Source organism: Mycobacterium florentinum (assembly GCF_010730355.1).
GTDB classification, from domain to species: domain Bacteria; phylum Actinomycetota; class Actinomycetes; order Mycobacteriales; family Mycobacteriaceae; genus Mycobacterium; species Mycobacterium florentinum.
In genome coordinates, this window is sequence record NZ_AP022576.1 from 3187842 (window position 1) to 3206823 (window position 18982).

The following is an 18982-nucleotide window of genomic DNA, read 5'->3' on the forward strand; positions in this document are numbered from 1 at the left end:
TCGGCGCGAATGACGGCAGTGAGGCGCGGAAAGTCAGACACCAAGGCGGCGAAATGCGCTGCGGTGGAAGACAATCGGTGCCACCTCGGCGTCGACCGTCACCTCGTTCACGCGCAGCACGACGATGACGTGATCGCCGGCCGGGATAATTTGCTCGATCGCGCTCTCCAGCCACAGGCCGGTGCCCTTGATGAAGACCGCGCCGGAGTCGTACGACACCGTCTCCATGCCGGCAAAGCGGTCACCGGTCTTGGCGGCCAGGGTCTTCGCGGCCTCGTCGTGAGCCTCGCCGAGCACGCTGATGCCCAGCATCGGCAGGTCCTTGAGCTTGGGCCAGGTGGTCGACGTGTTCTGCACGCAGAACGAGACCAACGGCGGGTCCAACGAGACGGGGACGAAGGTGCTGGCCGCCAGGCCCACCCGAACGCCAGCTACCTCGGCGGCGATCGCGACAACACCGGACGGAAAGTGGCCGAAGGCCTCACGCAGTGAGGTCGGAGTCAGCTTGTTCGATGCATTCACTGGACTTCACTCGCCCCTTGAGCCGACGACGGATTCGCCGTTCCGACATTACCTGCCGAGTATCCGTGCGCGACGGCCACATCCGGGTGCGCCCGCAGCCTGCTCTTCCAGGCGTTACGCCCGTAAACCGAGAAGATCGGGTCCGACGGGTCGTCGGTCGGCGTCCACGTCCTGTCGGTGCGCGCGGCGAGTTCGCCGGGCAGTGACAGCACCGGTAGCTGCGCGTCCAGCCGGGGATTGAAGAAGTACGGCACCGAAATCCGCTCGGCGACTCCGCCGTGCAGGTTCACCCGGTGGTCGGTGGCACGCAAATAGCCGCCGGTGGCGAACTCGAGCAGCTCGCCGATGTTGACGATGAATGCCCCGTCCAGCGGCGCGACGTCGATCCAGCCGTCCTCGGCGTCGGCACTCCTGCCCCGGCGCACCTGCAGACCTCGACTGCCCGGCTCGGCCAACAACAACGTCAGCACCCCGGAGTCGCGGTGCGCACCCACGCCCTGCGGGCTGGCCGCGCGGGCGGGATAGCGGATGACCTTGATCAGGGTGGCCGGCGTCTCGGCGAAAGCGGCGTCGAACACCTCGGGCGGACTGCCCAGCGACGCCGCCCAGTGCCGCAGCAGGGTGCGGGCCACCACCGACAGGGCGGCGTCCCACTCGGCGATGATCGCCGGCAACTCGGGCAGCGCGGCCGGCCACTGGTTGGGGCCCTGCAACCAGAGGTAGTCCGGCCTACCGGGCCCACCCACCGGCGGGCGTTCGGGCCCGATATCAATCTGCTCGCGCCAATCCACCTCGCCCAGCGTGAGTTCGCCACCCAGCCGGGTGTAACCGCGGAAATGCGGGCTGCGCACCATCGCCACGGCGTCCTTGTCGGCCTGCGGCAGCGCGAACAAGGCGCGGGCCACCTCGAGCACCCGCGCGACGAGCGCCCGCGGTACACCGTGGCCGGTCAGATAGAAGAAACCAACCTCGTGGGCGGCCTCGCGCAGGCCCTCGCGCAAGGCGCCGGTTTCGGCCGTCAGGTCCACGACGGGCAAGACGGTGACCCTCTTCACACCTGTCACGCTTCCATTATCGCCGCAGGTAGAACACGTGTCGAAGCCGTGAGCTGGGCCTTCCCAACCGGTTGGTTAATTAGACAATGAAATCTAGCTCACATTGACTTGCGCCGCCTGATCCAGCGGCTATATTTAGCGGTGTTACTGGTGGGTAACTTAGCCCAAGTACCCAACCACAACGTGGCATTCTCAACGAGGAGGAGAGTAGTGAGCCACTACAAGAGCAACGTCCGTGACCAGGTATTCAACCTGTTCGAGGTGTTGGGCGTAGACCAGACACTGGGCCAGGGCGCATTCAGCGACCTGGATGCCGACACCGCCCAGGAAATGCTGACCGAAATGAGCCGGCTGGCCGAGGGGCCGATCGCCGAGTCGTTCGTCGACGGCGACCGCAATCCGCCGGTGTTCGACCCCAAGACGCACACGGTGACGTTGCCGGACTCGTTCAAGAAGTCCATGCGCGCTCTGTTCGACGGCGGCTGGGACAAGGTCGGTCTGGCCGAGGAACTCGGCGGCATGCCGATGCCCCGCGCGCTGCAGTGGGCCCTGATCGAGCACATCCTCGGCGCCAACCCGGCGGCCTACATGTACGCGATGGGCTCGGGCATGGCCGAGATCTTCTACAAGAACGGCACCGACGAGCAGAAGAAGTGGGCCGTGCTCGCTGCCGAGCGCAACTGGGGCGCCACCATGGTGCTGACCGAGCCGGACGCGGGCTCCGACGTCGGCGCCGGCCGCACCAAAGCGGTCCAGCAGGAGGACGGCACCTGGCACATCGACGGTGTCAAGCGGTTCATCACCTCCGGCGACTCCGATGACTTGTTCGAGAACATCATGCACTTGGTGCTGGCCCGCCCCGAGGGTGCCGGCCCGGGCACCAAGGGGTTGTCGCTGTTCTTCGTGCCGAAGTTCCACTTCGATCACGAGACCGGCGAGCCGGGTGAGCGCAATGGCGTGTTCGTCACCAACGTCGAGCACAAGATGGGTCTGAAAGTCTCCGCCACCTGCGAGCTCTCGCTGGGCCAGCACGGCGTGCCCGCCGTCGGCTGGCTGGTGGGCGAGGTGCACGACGGTATCGCGCAGATGTTCGACGTGATCGAGCAGGCTCGAATGATGGTGGGCACCAAGGCTATTGCGACGCTGTCGACCGGCTACCTCAACGCGCTCGAGTACGCCAAGGAGCGCGTGCAGGGCGCCGACATGACGCAGATGACCGACAAGACGGCTCCGCGCGTAACCATCACGCACCACCCCGATGTGCGACGTTCGCTGATGACCCAGAAGGCCTACGCCGAGGGTCTGCGCGCGCTGTACCTGTTCACCGCGACGTACCAGGACGCGGCCGTCGCCGAAGCGCTGCACGGTGTGGACGCCGCCCTCGCGGTCAAGGTCAACGACCTGATGCTGCCGATCGTCAAGGGCGTCGGCTCCGAGCAGGCCTACGCCAAGCTGACCGAGAGCCTGCAGACATTCGGTGGGTCCGGTTTCTTGCAGGACTACCCGATCGAGCAGTACATCCGTGACGCCAAGATCGACTCGCTCTACGAGGGCACCACGGCCATCCAGGCGCAGGACTTCTTCTTCCGCAAGATCGTCCGCGACAAGGGTGTGGCGCTGGCGCACGTGTCCGAGCAGATCCAGAAGTTCGTCGACTCCGAGACCGGCAACGGCCGGTTGAAGACCGAGCGCGAGCACCTGGCCAAGGCTCTGGAAGACGTCCAGGCCATGGCGGCCACCCTGACCGGCTACCTGATGGCCGCACAGGAGGACGTCACCAGCCTGTACAAGGTGGGTCTGGGCTCGGTGCGCTTCCTGATGAGCGTCGGCGACCTGGTGATCGGCTGGTTGCTGCAGCGTCACGCCGCGGTGGCCGTGCAGGCGCTCGACGCCGGCGCCAGCGGTGCCGAGCGGTCCTTCTACGAGGGCAAGATCGCGGTGGCGTCGTTCTTCGCGAAGAACTTCCTGCCGCTGTTGGCCGGCACCCGCGAGGTCATCGAGACGCTCGACAACGACATCATGGAGCTGGACGAGGCCGCCTTCTAAGCGACTCGCCTACGCAGGCAAAATCCCCCGCTTCCACGCTGAAGCGGGGGATTTTGGGTCTTGGAGACGGGGATACGAAAAAGACCGCCGCTGGATCCCCTCAAACCAGCGGCGGCCCTTTTCGCACGCCCGTCGTTTTTCATACCGGCGGTCGATTCAGGGATGTCCCGTGTTGCCGTCGGGGTCGGGGGGTCAGACCACAGCACGGGACAATCCGAAAGTACGGTTACCCATCCCCCGCTGCAGCTAATCAGCTGTGACGAACGTCATTCGTCACCGCGGCGAAGAGACCGTGCGCAGGTCAGGCCTCCAAAATGGCGGCTACACCCTGCCCGCCGGCCGCGCAGATCGAGATCAGCGCGCGCGCCGGACCGCCCCCGTCGGCCTTCTTCTCGGCCAGCTGTTTGGCGGCCTGGGCGAGGATCCGCCCGCCGGTCGCCGCGAAGGGGTGGCCGGCGGCCAACGACGAGCCGTTGACGTTGAGTTTGGACCGGTCGATCGACCCGAGGGCGGCGTCCAGGCCCAGCCGCTCCTTGCAGTACTCCTCGGATTCCCAGGCCTGCAGATGCGCCAGCACCACCGACGCAAAGGCCTCGTGGATTTCGTAGAAGTCGAAATCCTGCAGCGTCAGGCCGTTGCGGGCCAGCAGCCGGGGTACCGCATACGTCGGTGCCATCAGCAGCCCGTCGCGCCCGTTGACGTAGTCGACCGCGGCGGTCTCGGCGTCCACCAAGTAGGCCAGCGCGGGCAACGAATGCTCGGCGGCCCACTCGTCGGTGGCCAGCAGCGCGACGGAGGCACCGTCGGTCAGCGGTGTCGAGTTACCCGCCGTCATCGTCGCGTCGCCGGCCTTGACCCCGAAGACCGGGCGCAGTGTGGCGAGCTTCTCCGTGCTGGAATTGGCCCGCAGATTGTCGTCGCGGTACAGCCCCAGGAAGGGTGTGACGAGGTCGTCGAAGAAGCCCCGGTCGTAGGCCGCTGCCATGTTGCGGTGGCTGGCGACCGCCAACTCGTCCTGGTCTACCCGCTTGATGCCCATCTGCTTGGCGGTGATCGCGGCGTGCTCGCCCATCGACAGCCCGGTGCGCGGCTCGCTGTTCGCCGGGATTTCGACACCCAGGGTGGCGGGCAGCGTGCCCACCAGCTTCAGCCGTTGCAGGTTGGACTTGGAGCGGCGCAACTTCAGCAGGGTGCGGCGCAGGTTGTCGCCCAGGCCGATCGGCGGGTCGGAGGTGGTGTCCACCCCGCCGGCGGCGGCGACGTCGTAGCGGCCCGACGCGATGCCGTCGGCCGCCGCGATGGCCGCCTGCAGGCCGGTGCCGCAGGCCTGCTGAACATCGAATGCCGGTGTGTACGAAGATAATTCGGAGCCCAGCACGCACTCGCGCATCAGGTTGAAGTCGCGGCTGTGTTTGAGCACCGCGCCGCCGACGACCACGCCCAGTCGCTGCCCGCCCAGCCCGAACCGGTCCACCAGCCCACCCAGGGCCGCGGTGAACATGTCTTGGTTCGACGCCTCGGCGTAGGCACCGTCGGATCGCGCGAACGGAATGCGATTGCCGCCCAGTACGGCGACGCGTCGCCGGGACTTCACGCTCGTCTGTGCAGCCTGATCAGTTGGCTGTGAGCTTGCAGGGGCCACGTTCATCTCCAATTTTCAGTTTGGGGGATTGGCCGTTGGGACCCATACTACCCACGGTTCTTACTCTGCAGTAAGTTCGTCCCCGATACGGTTGGCCTGTACGGCACTCAAGAAACGGAAGGCAGCTCAGTGGCTCCCAATCGTTCGTCCGATCTGTTCTCGCAAGTGGTCAACTCCGGCCCCGGATCCTTTGTGGCAAAGCAACTTGGTGTTCCACAACCCGCGAACCTGCGGCGCTACCGCACCGGTGATGCGCCACTGTCCGGATCCTTGCTGATCGGTGGTGACGGCAGGATCGTCGGGCCGCTGCGAGCGGCGCTGGACAGCGACTACGACGTAGTCGGCAACAACCTGGGTGGCCGCTGGGCCGACCGATTCGGCGGCCTGGTTCTCGACGCCACCGGCATCACGGCGCCCGCCGGCCTGCGGGCGTTGCACGATTTCTTCACGCCGCTGCTGCGTAACCTTGGCCACTGCGCGCGGGTTGTTGTGGTCGGCACCACACCCGATGCCGCGGGCAGCACCGACGAGCGGATCGCGCAACGGGCGCTGGAGGGCTTCACCCGATCGCTGGGCAAGGAGCTGCGTAACGGCTCCACCGCCGCGCTGGTCTACCTGTCGCCGGACGCCAAACCGGCCGCGACGGGCCTGGAATCGACTATGCGGTTTATCCTTTCGGCCAAATCGGCCTACGTCGACGGCCAGGTCTTCTACGTCGGAGCCGACGACTCCACCCCGCCGGCGGACTGGGACCGGCCGCTGGACTCCCAAGTCGCGATCGTGACCGGCGCCGCGCGCGGCATCGGCGCGACGATCGCCGAAGTGTTCGCCCGCGACGGTGCCCGCGTGGTCGCGATCGACGTGGAGTCCGCCGCCGAGGCGCTGGCCGAAACCGCAAGCCGGGTGGGCGGCACGGCGCTGTGGCTCGACGTCACCGCCGACGATGCCGTCGACAAGATCACCGAGCACCTGCGCGACCACTACGCCGGGCGTGCCGACGTACTGGTCAACAACGCCGGGATCACTCGCGACAAGCTGCTGGCCAACATGGACGACGCGCGCTGGGACGCCGTTCTGGCCGTCAATCTGCTTGCCCCGCAACGGCTTACCGAAGGTCTGATCGCAAACGGCAGCATCGGCGAAGGCGGCCGGGTGATCGGCTTGTCGTCGATGGCCGGCATCGCGGGCAACCGCGGGCAGACGAACTACGCCACCACGAAGGCCGGCATGATCGGCCTCACCCAGGCGCTGGCGCCGGAACTGCACCAGAAGGGCATCACCATCAATGCCGTGGCGCCGGGATTCATCGAAACCAAGATGACAGAAGCCATTCCGCTGGCCACCCGCGAGGTGGGCCGCCGGATGAACTCGTTGTTCCAGGGCGGCCAGCCGGTCGACGTCGCGGAGACGATCGCCTACTTCGCCAGCCCGGCGTCAAATGCGGTGACCGGCAACGTCATTCGCGTCTGCGGCCAAGCGATGCTGGGCGCATAGGTTCAAGGAGAGCGCGATGAATCAACCAAGCGGCCTGCGGAACATGCTGCGGGCGGCCGCCGGGGCACTGCCCCTGGTGTCCCGGTCGGATAAGCTGCCCAGCCGCACGGTGACCGTCGAGGAGCTGCCGATCGATCAGACGAACGTCGCCGAGTACGCCGCGATCACCGGTCTGCGCTACGGCAACAACGTGCCGATCACCTACCCGTTCGCGCTGACCTTCCCGGCGCTGATGTCGTTGGTGACGGGCTTTGACTTCCCTTTCGCCGCAATGGGTTCGGTTCATACCGAGAACCACATCACGCAGTACCGCCCCATCGCGGTCACCGACACCGTCGGCGTGAAGGTGCACGCCGAGAATCTGCGCGAGCACCGCAAGGGCCTGCTGGTCGACCTGGTCACCGACTTACATGTCGGCAACGAAACCGCCTGGCACCAGGTGACGACCTTCTTGCATCAGCAGCGCACCAGCCTGTCCGACGAACCCAAACCCCCACCGCAAAAGCAGCCCAAGCTGCCGCCGCCGCCCACCGTGCTGCGCATCACGCCGGCCCAGATCCGCCGTTATGCCGTCGTCGGCGGCGATCACAATCCGATCCACACCAATCCGATCGCCGCCAAGCTATTCGGATTCCCGACCGTCATCGCACACGGAATGTTCAGTGCCGCAGCGGTACTGGCCAACATCGAAGCCCGGATCCCCGAGGCGGCCCGGTACTCGGTGCGGTTCGGCAAACCGGTGATCCTGCCCGCGACCACGGGCCTCTACATCGACGAAGCCGACCAGGGCTGGGAGCTTTCGCTGCGCAATATCGCCAAGGGCTATCCGCATCTGACCGGCAGCGTCCGGCCGCTGTAGCAATCGCCTCAGCCGGCGCGTTCGTCGTGCTGCTGCGCGCGGACGCTCAGCAGCTTTCTCAGTCCGTGCGCACCGGTTGCGGTCAGCAGAAAAACTCCGAACAGCCATAGCGGCGGGCGGGCCAGCTCCCACACGAAGATCGCGGCCCAGATCGGTGAGCCCTGGGTGACCGCGAGCACCCCGGCGGCACCCGCCAGCGACACCGCCGGCACATGCAGGTGTGTCCCCGCAATCCAATTGATCGTCAACACCAGCAGCGTGCCCGTTGCGGCGCCGGTGGCCAGCGACGGTGTGAGCATGCCGCCGGCCCCTCCGGCGCGCAGGAACAGGGCGGTCAGCAGCGGCTTCAACAGCAGGATCGCGGCCGCCGCGGTCAGCGTCAGCCCGCTGGCCAGGCTGACCGTCAGGATGCTGCGACCGTTGCCGGGCAGCTCGGGCCACCAGTGCGAACAGATGCCCATCACCAATCCGGCGCCGGCCAGCGCGGGGATCAGCACCCAGCCGCGGACCTGGCGCGCGGGGCGCGCCGCCGCCATCAGGCGGTTGAACGCCAGGCCCACCGCGAGGGCGAACGGGGCCAACAGCAGCCCGTGCGCGGTCAGCAGGTAGGTGGACTCCCCGATCGGCCAGTCCAGGTTGGGCTGATCGCGGGTGATGGCCGAGCCGATCGCCACGGCCAGGCTGGAGGTGAGGGCCGCGGCGCCGAGCGCCCTGGGATGCCAGGTGTTGAGCATGATCCGCACCGAGAACAGCGCGCCGGCCAGCGGCACGGCATACACCGCACCCAAACCGGCCCCGGCCGCGCAGGCCAGCAGGATCTCGCGGTCGCGGCCGGACAGCCGCCTGAGCCATCCCGTCGCGAAATCGCTTAGCGCTGCGGCGAATTGGCGTGGCGCACCCTCGCGCCCGAGGGAGGCCCCCGAGCCGACCAACAGCACCTGCAGCATGGCGTCGATACTCCAGGACAGTCGCGGTATCCGCTCCTGGCGGGCGATGGTTCCGGCCAGTGGTGGCACCTCGGCGCGGCGCCGCAGGATCCACCAGCCCAGCCCGGCCAGCGCGGCACCGACCATCGGCCCCAGCACCCGGCGCACCGGACTGCTGTCGCTGACGCCGGCCAGCAGGGTGCCGAAACTGTAGTGGTAAGTCAGATGCTGAACGAAACGCAGCACGAACGTCGTCGACAGCCCGGCGACCCCGGCCAACAGCCCCACAATGACGACGGCACAGAAGAAGTCGACATTGCGGCCCGAGCTGGCGGCGGGCACGCGGGGCACTGCACGAATCTAGCCCGCGTTACGGGTCGAAGCGCTGACATCCTGATCCACCGGCACGCCCCGAAGGCCGTGCCAGAACAGGTCGATCATCAGCTCGGCGGCCTCGTCGACGTCGATGTCGCCGGTGGACAGCCGGTTGGCCATCGCCTCGCCCGCGCCCACCAGCGCGACGGCCATCATCTGGTGCTCGGCGTCGGTCCGCGGCGTGCGGCTGTTTTCCCGCACCAGGCCGGCCACCAACTCGATGATCTGCTCGCGTCCCTCGCGCACGGTGTGGGCGAACGCCTGCGAGCTGATCGCCTGGGTGTACATCACGATCCAGGACGCCCGGTTCGCGTCGATGTAGCGCAGGAACGCCCCGATGGTGTTCTGCAGCAAGTCTCGCGGGCTCTGGGTGAAGTCGATGTCGGCGCGTACCGCTTCGATGAAGCGGGTCATCTCGCGGGTCAGGCAGGCGCCGAACAAGTCCTCCTTGGAGCCGTAATACAGGTACAGCATCGGCTTGGAGATCTCCGCCGCGGCGGCGATGGTGTCCATCGACGTCTCGTGGTAGCCGTTGATCGAGAACATCTGGACAGCGGCGTCGAGCATCTGCTGTTCGCGGACAGCTCGCGGTAACCGCTTGGTACCACCTGCCATCGCTGCGCCCTTCTAGCTCAATCCGACTCCAGGGTAACGATCGGGCGGCGGACTAGTGTCCACACGTCCGGGCGGGTCCCTTCATCGTCGCCACCCGCACCACCGATTGGTCCACCGCCGGCAATGCCAATTCACCTGCGGATACCGCTTTTTCGAGCCGGTCCAGGACGGCGGGGACTTCGTCGGTAGTCACCCACAGCGCGACATCGATGCCCGCCTGCAAGGTCTTGAGCACCGCCTCGGCCACGCCGAACCGGTCCGAGATCGCGGCCATGCTGGACAGGTCGTCGCTGAACACCGGGCCGTTGAAGGGCGGAGCCCCGTAGCCGATGCCATCGCGCAGTAGCTGCACCGCCGGGCGGCTCAGGCTGGCCGGGTCGTCGCCGGTGAGCCCGGGAACCTGCAGGTGACCCACCATGACGGCGACCGGTGCCGCGGTGGTCAGCGTCCGGTAGGGCACCAGGTCGCTGGTTTGCAGGTCGGCCAGCGGCGGGGTGACGACCCCGCCCTTGTGCGAATCACCGGACCCGTGCCCGTGGCCGGGGAAGTGTTTGAGCACCGGAAGCACTCCGGCGTCGCGCAAACCCTGCGCGTAGGCGCCGGCGTAGGCGGTGACGGTCGCCGGATCGTTGCTGAACGAGCGGTTGCCGATCACGGCGTCGTCGGGCTCGTCGGAGACGTCGACCACCGGCGCGAAGTCGATTGTGATGCCCAGGTCGCGCATCTTTTTGCCGCGCTGCGCCGCCTGGTCGTGGACCTGCTCGACGGTCTGGGTCTGGGCCAGCTCCCGCGGCGACAGGGCCGTGCCGATCAGCGACTTCAACCGGGACACCCGGCCGCCCTCTTCGTCGACGCTGACGGCCAGCGGCAGCGGCCCCGCGTTGCCCGCGATGTCGGCCAGCGGGCCCGCAAAAATGCCCAGGTCCGTCCAGCTGCCGATGAAGATGCCGCCGACGTGGTAGCCGTTGACCACGGCGCGCGCGTCGTCGGCGTTCTTCACACCCACCATCAGCAGCTGGGCCAGCTTGTCGCGGGTCGACAGTTTGGCCGGCATCGTCGCCGGGTCGGAGCAGACCGGCGGCGCCGGGAGTGCGGCGACCACCTTGCTGGTCGTGGTCGACGCGGGCGGCCGGGCGGCGTCGTGGCCACATGCGACCAGCAGCGCCGAGGCGGCCAGCAGGGCCAGAGTGCGCGAAAAAGCCATCGGGTCATGGTGTCACGACGGGTACGCGCGTCGGTGCGGCCCCACTCGGCGCATTTGCGCGCAGCCGCCGCGGGCATCGCCGCGGGTCTGGCAATCGGTGCTGTCGCGACCGTCGGCGCGTCACGCTGACCGCCGAGGACCACACGATGGTGCCGGCCCGAGCCCCGTCCAGTCCGTCGTCGCCCTACCTCGTGCAGTACGGCGACCGCTGCATTGACGGGTGTTGCCTGCCGTGCGACAGCCCGGACGACTGCTTGAACCAGATCCCCCCGGTGCCGCCGGAACTGCAGCCCTGACGCGGCTCACGCCCAATGGGCGCGCCCAACGGCGCTGACGCCTCTACCCGGTTAGGTTGGCCGTAGACCCAAATTTGACTGGCAAGGGAGGAGCCAGCGATGACGGGGTTCACGCTGGCCGCTGTCGCCGGCGTCGCGGCGGGGCTGATGATCGGTGCCGCGGCGACCGTCGGCGTCACGCTCACCTTGGACGTCACGGCAGACCACGGCCGCGCGCCGACCCAGATCGCACCGGCCGCGCGGAGCCTTTCCGTGCCGTACCCCGTGCAGTACGGTGACCGGTGTTGGCACGGTCATTGCATACCGTGGCCATGACTCGCTGGTCCGGTCGATGACGGCCGTTCTGCTAGGTTGACTTTCGGGTAGTCCTCCGTGACGACCGCGAGACCCAGGGAGACCGATGAACCGGATTATTGCGCCCGCCGCCGCGAGCGTGGTGGTTGGTTTGTTGCTGGGCGCAGCCGCGATCTTCGGAGTCACCCTGATGGTGCAACAGGACACGAAGCCGCCACTTCCCGGGGGCGATCCGCAGTCGTCAGTGCTCAACCGGGTCGAGTACGGCAACCGTAGCTAGCTCGGAGGCCCGTACTCCGCCTGCGGCGGACCCGGCCACGGGCTTGTCGGCGACGCCCCTGTCGCGACGCTGGCTCTTCTTGGTCGGTGCGGTCGCCCTGGCGCTGACGTTCGCGCAATCCCCCGGCCAGGTGTCCCCCGACACCAAGCTGGACCTGACCGCCAACCCGCTGCGCTTCCTGGCCCGCGCGACCAACCTGTGGAGCAGCGAGCTGCCGTTCGGCCAAACGCAGAATCAGGCCTACGGCTATCTGTTTCCGCACGGCACCTTCTTTGCGATCGGCCACCTGCTCGGCGTGCCCGGCTGGATGACCCAGCGGCTGTGGTGGGCGTTGCTGCTGACGATCGGCTGCTGGGGATTGCTGCGGGTCGCCGAGGCGCTGGGGATCGGGAGCCCGTCGTCGCGGGTGATCGGCGCGGCCGCGTTCGCGCTGTCCCCGCGAGTGCTGACCACGCTCGGCTCGATCTCGTCGGAAACCTTGCCGATCATGCTGGCGCCGTGGGTGCTGCTGCCGACGATCCTGGCGTTGCGAGGGAGTTCGGGCCGGTCGGTGCGGGCGCTGGCCGGCCAGGCCGGGCTGGCGGTCGCGCTGATGGGCGCGGTCAACGCCATCGCCACGCTGGCGGGCTGCCTGCCGGCGGTGATCTGGTGGGCCTGCCACCGGCCCGGCAGGTTGTGGTGGCGCTACACGGCGTGGTGGCTGTTGAGCCTGGTGCTGGCGATGCTGTGGTGGGTCGTCGCGCTGGTGCTGTTGCGTAGCGTCAGCCCGCCGTTCCTGGACTTCATCGAATCCTCGGGGGTCACGACGCAGTGGTCGTCGCTGGTCGAGATGCTGCGCGGCACCGACAGCTGGACGCCGTTCGTGGCCCCGACCGCGACCGCGGGCGCGCCGCTGGTGACCGGATCGGCCGCCATCCTGGCGACCTGCCTGGTCGCGGCGGCCGGACTGGCCGGGCTGGCCAGCCCCGCGATGCCGGCCCGCGGACGGCTGGTGACGATGCTGCTGGTCGGGGTGGTGCTGATGGCCGTCGGCTACAGCGGCGGGCTGGGCTCGCCGCTGGCCCATCAGGTGCAGCTGTTCTTGGACGCCGCGGGCGCACCGCTGCGCAACGTGCACAAGCTGGAATCGGTCATCCGGATCCCGATCGTGCTGGGCGTGGTGGCGCTGCTGGGCCGGGTCCCGCTACCGGGCAGCGCCCCGCGAGCGCAGTGGCTGCACGCGTTCGCCCATCCCGAGCGCGACAAACGGGTCGCCGCGACGGTGGTGGTGCTGACCGCGCTGATGGTGAGCACCTCGCTGGCGTGGACCGCCCGGCTCGCTCCGCCGGGCACGTTCAGCGCGATCCCCCGCTACTGGCACGACGCCGCCGACTGGCTCACGGCGCACAACACCGGCAGCCCCCTCCCCGGCCGGGTGCTGGTGGTGCCGGGGGCACCGTTCGCCACGCAGATGTGGGGCACCACCCACGACGAACCGCTCCAGGTGCTCGGCAGCAGCCCGTGGGGTGTGCGCGACTCCATCCCGTTGACGCCGCCGCAGACCATCCGGGCGCTGGATTCCGTGCAGCGCCTGTTCGCCGCCGGACTCCCCTCCGCCGGGCTGGCCGATACCCTTGCCCGCCAAGGTATTTCGTATGTCGTCGTACGCAACGACCTGGATCCCGACTCGTCGCGTTCGGCCCGCCCGATCCTGGTGCACCGCACCATCGAAGGGTCGCCGGGATTGCAGAAGACCGCGCAGTTCGGCGAGCCGGTGGGGCCCGGAACAGTGCCCGGGTTCGTCGCCGACAGCGGGCTGCGTCCGCGCTATCCGGCGGTCGAGATCTTCCGGGTCGGCGCGCCCGGCAATCCGGGCGCGCCCTACTTCGCCGGCACCGACGGGTTGGCCCGCGTCGACGGCGGGCCCGAAGTCCTGCTGCGCCTCGACGAGCGGCGCCGGCTGTTGGGCCAGCCGCCGTTGGGTCCGGTGCTGCTGACCGCCGACGCCCGCGGTGCCGGCCTGCCGGCGCCCGTGGTGACCGTGACGGACACCCCGGCGGCGCGCGAGACCGACTACGGCCGCGTCGACCAGCACTCGTCGGCGATCCGGGCCGACGGCGACGCCAGGCACACCTTCAACCGGGTGCCCGACTATCCGGACCCCGGTGCCGACCCGGTCTACGGCGGCTGGAATGGCGGGCGGATCACCGTGTCGAGTTCGTCGTCGGATTCGACCGCCATGCCCGATGTCGCTCCGGCGACGTCTGCAGCCGCGGCGATCGACGGCGATCCGGCGACGGCGTGGGTGACCAACGCCCTGCAGGCCGCCGTCGGGCAGTGGCTGCAGGTCGACTTCGACCACCCGGTGACCAACGCGGCGATCACGCTGACACCCAGCCCGACCGCCGTCGGCTCGCAGGTTCGCCGCATCGTGATCGACACCGCGACCGGCAGCACCACCCTGCGCTTCGACCAGCCCGGCACGCCGCTCACCGCGGCGCTGCCCTATGGCGAGACCCCGTGGGTGCGGATCACCGCCGCGGGCACCGACGACGGATCCAGCGGGGTGCAGTTCGGCATCACCGACCTGTCGATCACCCAGTACGACGCCTCCGGCTTCGCGCACCCGGTCGACCTGCGGCACACCGTGCGGGTGCCCGGGCCACCACCGGGTTCGGCGATCGCCGGCTGGGACCTGGGCTCGGAATTGCGCGGCCGGCCGGGTTGCGCCGCGGCCGGCGACAGCGTGCGCTGCGCGCCGTCGATGGCGCTGGCCCCGGAGGAGCCGGTCAATTTCAGCCGCACCCTGACCGTTCCCGCGCCGGTGTCGGTGACCCCGCGGTTGTGGGTGCGCCCCCGGCAGGGCCCCAACCTCGCCGACCTGATCGCCGAGCCGAATACCACTCGGGCCCAAGGTGATTCGGATACGGTTGATGTCCTCGGCTCGGCCTACGCGGCCACCGACGGCGATCCGGCCACCGCCTGGACGGCGCCGCAGCGGGTGGTGCAACACCGTAGCGCGCCGACGCTGACGCTGGTCCTGCCCCGACCGACCGAGGTCACGGGGCTGCGGCTGCTGCCCAGTCGCTCGACGTTGCCGGCCCGGCCGACGATGGTGGCCGTCAACCTCGGCGACGGCCCACAGGTCCGCAAACTCATGCCGGGCGACGAAGGTGCCGCTCGGCCGCAAACGCTGTCGCTGCGACCCCGGGTGACCGACACCGTCACCGTCAGCCTGCTGGACTGGCAAGACGTCATCGACCGCAACGCGCTGGGCTTCGACCAGCTCAAGCCGCCGGGGCTGGCCGAGGTCGCCGCGCTGGGCACCGACGGCAACCCGATCGCCCCCGCCGACGCCGCGCGCAACCGGCCGCGCGAGATCGTCGTCGACTGCGACCACGGCCCGGTGATCGCGGTCGCGGGCCGGTTCGTGCACACCTCGATCCGGACCACGGCGGGCGCGCTGCTGGCCGGCGAGCCGGTACCCGTCAGCGTCTGCGACCCCAATCCGATCGCGTTGCCGACGGGGCAACAGGAATTGCTGATCAGCCCCGGCGCCCAGTTCGTCGTGGACGGGGCACAGCTCGTGACCGCGAATGCCGCCGAATTGCCCGGCGGCACCGGTCTTTCGCCGGTGCCCGCCGCGACGGGGGCTTGGGGCCCCGACCGTCGCGAGGTCCGGGCCCCGGCGTCGCCCACCGCCCGGGTGCTGGTGATTCCCGAAAGTATCAATCCCGGCTGGGTGGCACGCACCGGCACCGGTGCCCGGCTCACGCCGGTGGCCGTCAATGGATGGCAGCAGGGCTGGGTGGTTCCTGCTGGGGACCCCGGCACCATCACGCTGAGCTTTGCGTCCAACTCGCTATACCGGGTTGGCCTGGCCGCCGGCCTGGCGTTACTGCCGCTGTTGGCCCTGCTGGCGTTGTGGCGCCGGCGCGGGCGGTCCGACGACCCACCCGCGCAGCCGTGGTCGCCCGGCCCCTGGGCGGCGGTGCCACTGCTGGCGGCCGGGGCCGTAATCGCCGGCGTGGCCGGGGTCGTCGTGATCGGGGGCGCGCTCGGCCTGCGGTACGCGCTGCGCCATCGTGAGCGGTTGCGCGATCGGATCACCGTCGCCGCCAGTGCGGGCGGACTGATTCTGGCCGGCGCGGCGCTGTCCCGGCATCCCTGGCGATCGGTCGACGGCTACGCCGGCCATTCCGCGAATGTGCAACTGCTGGCGTTGATTTCGCTGGCCGCGGTCGCTGCCTCGGTGATCGCGCTGCCGGATCGCGGGCGCGCGGCGCACGACGAATAGCGTTTCCGGCGTTGGCTGGCCGCTTGCCGGCTGGTTGACTGAATACACGCAATGGTGTGACAGTCACCGTCCGAGGAGCTGTGGCCATGGACTGGTTTGCTGCATCCGACTACTGGTTGGGCAGGTTCGTGCTCGAGCGCGGCGTGGCGGCCATCTACCTGATCGCGTTCGTCGCCGCCGCCCTGCAGTTCCGCGCACTGATCGGCGAACACGGAATCCTGCCGGTGCCACGCTTTTTGGCGCGTCAGTCGTGGTGGAGCTCGCCGAGCATCTTCCAGGTGCGCTACTCCGATCGGCTGTTCGCCGGTGTCTGCTGGTTCGGGGCGGCGCTGTCGGCCGCCGTCGTGGCCGGCGCTGCCGACCTGCTACCGCTTGGGGCCGCGACGTTGATGTGGCTGACGCTGTGGGTGCTCTACCTGTCGATCGTCAACGTCGGGCAAGCGTGGTATTCGTTCGGCTGGGAATCGCTGCTGCTGGAAAGCGGATTCCTGATGATCTTCCTCGGCAATGATCGCGTCGCGCCGCCGGTGCTGACGTTGTGGATGGCGCGGCTGCTGCTGTTTCGCGTCGAGTTCGGCGCCGGGCTGATCAAGATGCGCGGTGACGCGTGCTGGCGCGACCTGACCTGCCTGTACTACCACCACGAAACCCAGCCGATGCCGGGGCCGCTGAGCTGGTTCTTCCATCACCTGCCCAAGCCGCTGCATCGAATTGAGGTGGCGGGCAACCACTTCGCGCAGCTGGTGGTGCCGTTCGGGCTGTTCGCGCCCCAGCCAGTATCCAGCGTGGCGGCGGCGATCGTTGTGGTCACCCAGCTGTGGCTGGTGGCCTCCGGCAATTTCGCCTGGCTCAATTGGCTGACGATTGTGCTGGCGTTCAGCGCCATCGACGACTCCTCTGCGGCGCTGCTGGTGCCGATACCCGGGCACTCGCCGCCGGTGTCGCCGCTGTGGTTCGTCGGCATGGTGGTGGCGTGCGCGGGCGCGGTACTGTTCCTGACCTATTGGCCGGTGCGCAACATGTTGTCCCCGCGTCAGCGAATGAACATGTCGTTCAACCCGTTTCACTTGGTGAATACCTACGGTGCATTCGGCAGCATCGGTCGTGTCCGCCGGGAGGTGGTGGTCGAGGGCACCGACGAGCCACGGCTCACCGCGCGGACGGTGTGGAAGGAATACGAGTTCAAGGGCAAGCCCGGCGCCGTCGGACGGTTGCCCCGCCAGTGGGCGCCCTATCATCTGCGGCTTGACTGGCTGATGTGGTTCGCCGCGATCGCGCCGGGCTACGCCCAGCCATGGCTGAAGCCGTTCTTGCAACGGCTGCTGCGCAACGACCGCGCCACGCTACGGCTGTTGCGGCACAATCCTTTTCCGGACTCGCCGCCGCGCTATGTGCGGGCGCAGCTCTACCAGTACCGCTTCACCACGCCGGCGGAGCTGCGGCGCGATCGGATGTGGTGGCATCGTGCGCTGGTCGGCCAATATCTTCCGCCGATGACGCTGACGACGGCGTCTCCCCCGGCCGGCTGAGCAACGCGGTCAGATCAGTCTGCTGATATCGGTCAGCAGCTGGGACACCACCGTGATCGAGGCGATTCGACGCCCCGTCTCGTCGTCGAGGTCGGCATCCAGAACGGCGTTCGTCTTCGTGAGCTTGAGGACACGACCCGTCGCCACATAGCCTTTCGCCGTTCCGCTGCGCAGGATCGTCACCGTCATGCTCAGCGTCGGGCAGGGATGGCCCGTCACCAGCGACCCGCAATGCGTGGCCGTCTGATCCAGCATCTCGGCGATCGATCCACCGCTGATCACGGTGAAATTGAAAGCACTGGAACCCGGCTCGTAAGACATGCGCAGCCATCGCTCGTCACGGCTGCCGTCGAGGAACCTCGCGTTCAGCGTCGAGAGATTGGGGGTCAGGTGCTTGTTTGCGTGTGCAACCCATTCCGCATCGGACAGCGTGTTCCCGGCTTCTCCGAAGAGGCCGAGATATCCATTGACATCCACGTCTGCGAGGTTAGAACGATTGAGCTTTCCGCCGTGGCTGGTGCGTTTGGCGTATCAACTCGTGCGTGTTCTGTCCAGCGCCTGGCCGTTATTCGCGGTCTGGACGCACCATCGAGTCATCACACTCGGTTGGGGAGGTCGGTCAGATGACACGCACACATTCGGGTTCACTGCTCGCGGGCGGACTGAACTGGGATAGTTTGCCGCTGAGGCTATTCGCGGGGGGTAACACCAAGTTCTGGGACCCCGCCGATATCGACTTCTCCCGCGACCGCGCGGACTGGGAAAGCCTGACCGATGAGGAACGCCGCCTCGCAATGCAATTGTGCGTGCAATTCGTTGCCGGGGAGGAGGCGGTGACTGAGGACATTCAGCCGTTCATGGCGGCCATGCGGGCCGAGGGCCGGCTGGGTGACGAGATGTATCTGACGCAGTTCGCTTTCGAGGAGGCCAAGCACACCCAGGTGTTCCGCATGTGGCTCGACGCCGTCGGTGAGACCGGCGATCTGCAGGCCTACCTCGAGCCGCTGCCCGCGTACCGGCAGATCTTTTACGAGGAGCTGCCAAACTGCCTCAACGCCTTGACAATCGACCCGTCACCCGTCGCGCAGATCCGGGCATCGGTGACCTATAACCACGTGGTCGAGGGCATGATGGCGCTGACCGGCTACCACTCGTGGCACAAGATCTGCGCCGGGCGCAACATTCTGCCCGGCATGCGGGAGTTGGTCCGGCGCATCGGCGACGACGAGCGACGGCACATGGCGTGGGGCACCTTCACCTGCCGGCGCCACGTCGCCGCCGACGACACCAACTGGGCCGTGTTCGAGGCACGGATGAACGAGCTCATCCCGCTGGTCATGCAAACGACCGAACAGGCTTATGCCACGTTCAGCGATCCCATCCCGTTCGGCCTGGACCCAGACGAGTCGCGCCAGTACGCCTCCGACAGGGGTATGCGCCGGTTCGGCACCATCGCCAGTGCCCGCGGCCGACCGCTCGGTGAGATCGACGTCGACTATTCGCCGCTGCAGCTGGAAGACAGCTTCGCCAACGAGGACGAAAAGGCCTTGGCGGCCTCGGCACAGTGAC

The 18982-nt window shown here is 68.3% G+C and carries 15 protein-coding genes; 8 read left to right on the forward strand and 7 right to left on the reverse strand.

Features of this window, described 5'->3' with window-relative positions; all coding sequences use genetic code 11:
- Positions 1 to 33 precede the first annotated feature (33 nt).
- Both G6N55_RS15120 and G6N55_RS15125 read right to left on the reverse strand, forming a co-directional pair.
- Entirely contained in the window at positions 34 to 522 is a 489-nt protein-coding gene (locus G6N55_RS15120) for a flavin reductase family protein (protein ID WP_085222521.1), read from the reverse strand.
- Complete coding sequence (locus tag G6N55_RS15125) at positions 519 to 1586, reverse strand: isopenicillin N synthase family dioxygenase (protein WP_372517586.1); 1068 nt, start codon at positions 1584 to 1586, stop codon at positions 519 to 521. The genes G6N55_RS15120 and G6N55_RS15125 overlap by 4 nt, the downstream gene beginning before the upstream one ends.
- A 201-nt stretch (positions 1587 to 1787) precedes the next feature.
- On the opposite strand from G6N55_RS15125, the gene G6N55_RS15130 reads away from it, so the two are divergent.
- Positions 1788 to 3623, forward strand: a complete 1836-nt coding sequence (locus G6N55_RS15130) for an acyl-CoA dehydrogenase (RefSeq protein ID WP_085222520.1) — start codon at positions 1788 to 1790, stop codon at positions 3621 to 3623.
- A gap of 301 nt (positions 3624 to 3924) precedes the next feature.
- Here G6N55_RS15130 and G6N55_RS15135 read toward each other — a convergent pair whose 3' ends face one another.
- Positions 3925 to 5271 carry an acetyl-CoA C-acetyltransferase gene (locus G6N55_RS15135; RefSeq protein WP_085222519.1) on the reverse strand — a complete coding sequence of 449 codons (1347 nt, stop codon included), beginning with the start codon at positions 5269 to 5271 and terminating at the stop codon, positions 3925 to 3927.
- A gap of 123 nt (positions 5272 to 5394) precedes the next feature.
- On the opposite strand from G6N55_RS15135, the gene G6N55_RS15140 reads away from it, so the two are divergent.
- Positions 5395 to 6759 (forward strand): 3-oxoacyl-ACP reductase, encoded by a 1365-nt coding sequence (locus G6N55_RS15140; protein ID WP_085222518.1) that lies wholly within the window; start codon positions 5395 to 5397, stop codon positions 6757 to 6759.
- 16 nt (positions 6760 to 6775) lie between these two features.
- Positions 6776 to 7618, forward strand: coding sequence for a MaoC/PaaZ C-terminal domain-containing protein (locus G6N55_RS15145; protein ID WP_085222517.1), 843 nt, complete (start codon positions 6776 to 6778; stop codon positions 7616 to 7618).
- An 8-nt stretch (positions 7619 to 7626) separates the two neighbouring features.
- On the opposite strand, the gene G6N55_RS15150 is transcribed toward G6N55_RS15145, so the two are convergent.
- From G6N55_RS15150 to G6N55_RS15160, 3 genes are read right to left on the reverse strand one after another with little or no spacing between them, the layout of a single operon-like run.
- Positions 7627 to 8886 (reverse strand): chloride channel protein, encoded by a 1260-nt coding sequence (locus tag G6N55_RS15150; RefSeq protein ID WP_085222516.1) that lies wholly within the window; start codon positions 8884 to 8886, stop codon positions 7627 to 7629.
- Positions 8887 to 8904: 18 nt separating this feature from the next.
- Positions 8905 to 9534 carry a TetR/AcrR family transcriptional regulator gene (locus G6N55_RS15155; RefSeq protein ID WP_085222515.1) on the reverse strand — a complete coding sequence of 210 codons (630 nt, stop codon included), beginning with the start codon at positions 9532 to 9534 and terminating at the stop codon, positions 8905 to 8907.
- A gap of 52 nt (positions 9535 to 9586) precedes the next feature.
- Complete coding sequence (locus G6N55_RS15160) at positions 9587 to 10738, reverse strand: glycoside hydrolase family 3 N-terminal domain-containing protein (protein WP_085222514.1); 1152 nt, start codon at positions 10736 to 10738, stop codon at positions 9587 to 9589.
- Between the two features lie 395 nt (positions 10739 to 11133).
- Here G6N55_RS15160 and G6N55_RS15165 point away from each other — a divergent pair, with 395 nt between their 5' ends.
- The 4 genes from G6N55_RS15165 to G6N55_RS15180 all read left to right on the forward strand — a co-directional run bounded on the left by G6N55_RS15165 (position 11134) and on the right by G6N55_RS15180 (position 17413).
- Positions 11134 to 11349 carry a hypothetical protein gene (locus G6N55_RS15165; RefSeq protein WP_085222513.1) on the forward strand — a complete coding sequence of 72 codons (216 nt, stop codon included), beginning with the start codon at positions 11134 to 11136 and terminating at the stop codon, positions 11347 to 11349.
- Positions 11350 to 11434: 85 nt separating this feature from the next.
- Positions 11435 to 11608 carry a DUF2613 domain-containing protein gene (locus tag G6N55_RS15170; RefSeq protein WP_066947240.1) on the forward strand — a complete coding sequence of 58 codons (174 nt, stop codon included), beginning with the start codon at positions 11435 to 11437 and terminating at the stop codon, positions 11606 to 11608.
- 43 nt (positions 11609 to 11651) lie between these two features.
- Positions 11652 to 15884, forward strand: a complete 4233-nt coding sequence (locus tag G6N55_RS15175; protein WP_179968071.1) for an alpha-(1->3)-arabinofuranosyltransferase — start codon at positions 11652 to 11654, stop codon at positions 15882 to 15884.
- A gap of 86 nt (positions 15885 to 15970) precedes the next feature.
- Positions 15971 to 17413: a lipase maturation factor family protein gene (locus G6N55_RS15180; RefSeq protein ID WP_085222512.1), complete on the forward strand. Its 1443-nt coding sequence runs from the start codon at positions 15971 to 15973 to the stop codon at positions 17411 to 17413.
- Between the two features lie 9 nt (positions 17414 to 17422).
- Here G6N55_RS15180 and G6N55_RS15185 read toward each other — a convergent pair whose 3' ends face one another.
- Complete coding sequence (locus G6N55_RS15185) at positions 17423 to 17890, reverse strand: PaaI family thioesterase (protein WP_085222511.1); 468 nt, start codon at positions 17888 to 17890, stop codon at positions 17423 to 17425.
- 146 nt (positions 17891 to 18036) lie between these two features.
- On the opposite strand from G6N55_RS15185, the gene G6N55_RS15190 reads away from it, so the two are divergent.
- Complete coding sequence (locus G6N55_RS15190; RefSeq protein WP_085222510.1) at positions 18037 to 18981, forward strand: R2-like ligand-binding oxidase; 945 nt, start codon at positions 18037 to 18039, stop codon at positions 18979 to 18981.
- The last annotated feature ends 1 nt before the right edge of the window (position 18982 follow it).

Coding starts and splice junctions, on each gene's coding strand:
- G6N55_RS15135 (WP_085222519.1), bottom strand. CDS start 5,271: ATGAACGTGGCCCCTGCAAGCTCACAGCCAACTGATCAGGCTGCACAG.
- G6N55_RS15155 (WP_085222515.1), bottom strand. CDS start 9,534: ATGGCAGGTGGTACCAAGCGGTTACCGCGAGCTGTCCGCGAACAGCAG.
- G6N55_RS15170 (WP_066947240.1), top strand. CDS start 11,435: ATGAACCGGATTATTGCGCCCGCCGCCGCGAGCGTGGTGGTTGGTTTG.
- G6N55_RS15180 (WP_085222512.1), top strand. CDS start 15,971: ATGGACTGGTTTGCTGCATCCGACTACTGGTTGGGCAGGTTCGTGCTC.
- G6N55_RS15165 (WP_085222513.1), top strand. CDS start 11,134: ATGACGGGGTTCACGCTGGCCGCTGTCGCCGGCGTCGCGGCGGGGCTG.
- G6N55_RS15145 (WP_085222517.1), top strand. CDS start 6,776: ATGAATCAACCAAGCGGCCTGCGGAACATGCTGCGGGCGGCCGCCGGG.
- G6N55_RS15190 (WP_085222510.1), top strand. CDS start 18,037: ATGACACGCACACATTCGGGTTCACTGCTCGCGGGCGGACTGAACTGG.
- G6N55_RS15160 (WP_085222514.1), bottom strand. CDS start 10,738: ATGGCTTTTTCGCGCACTCTGGCCCTGCTGGCCGCCTCGGCGCTGCTG.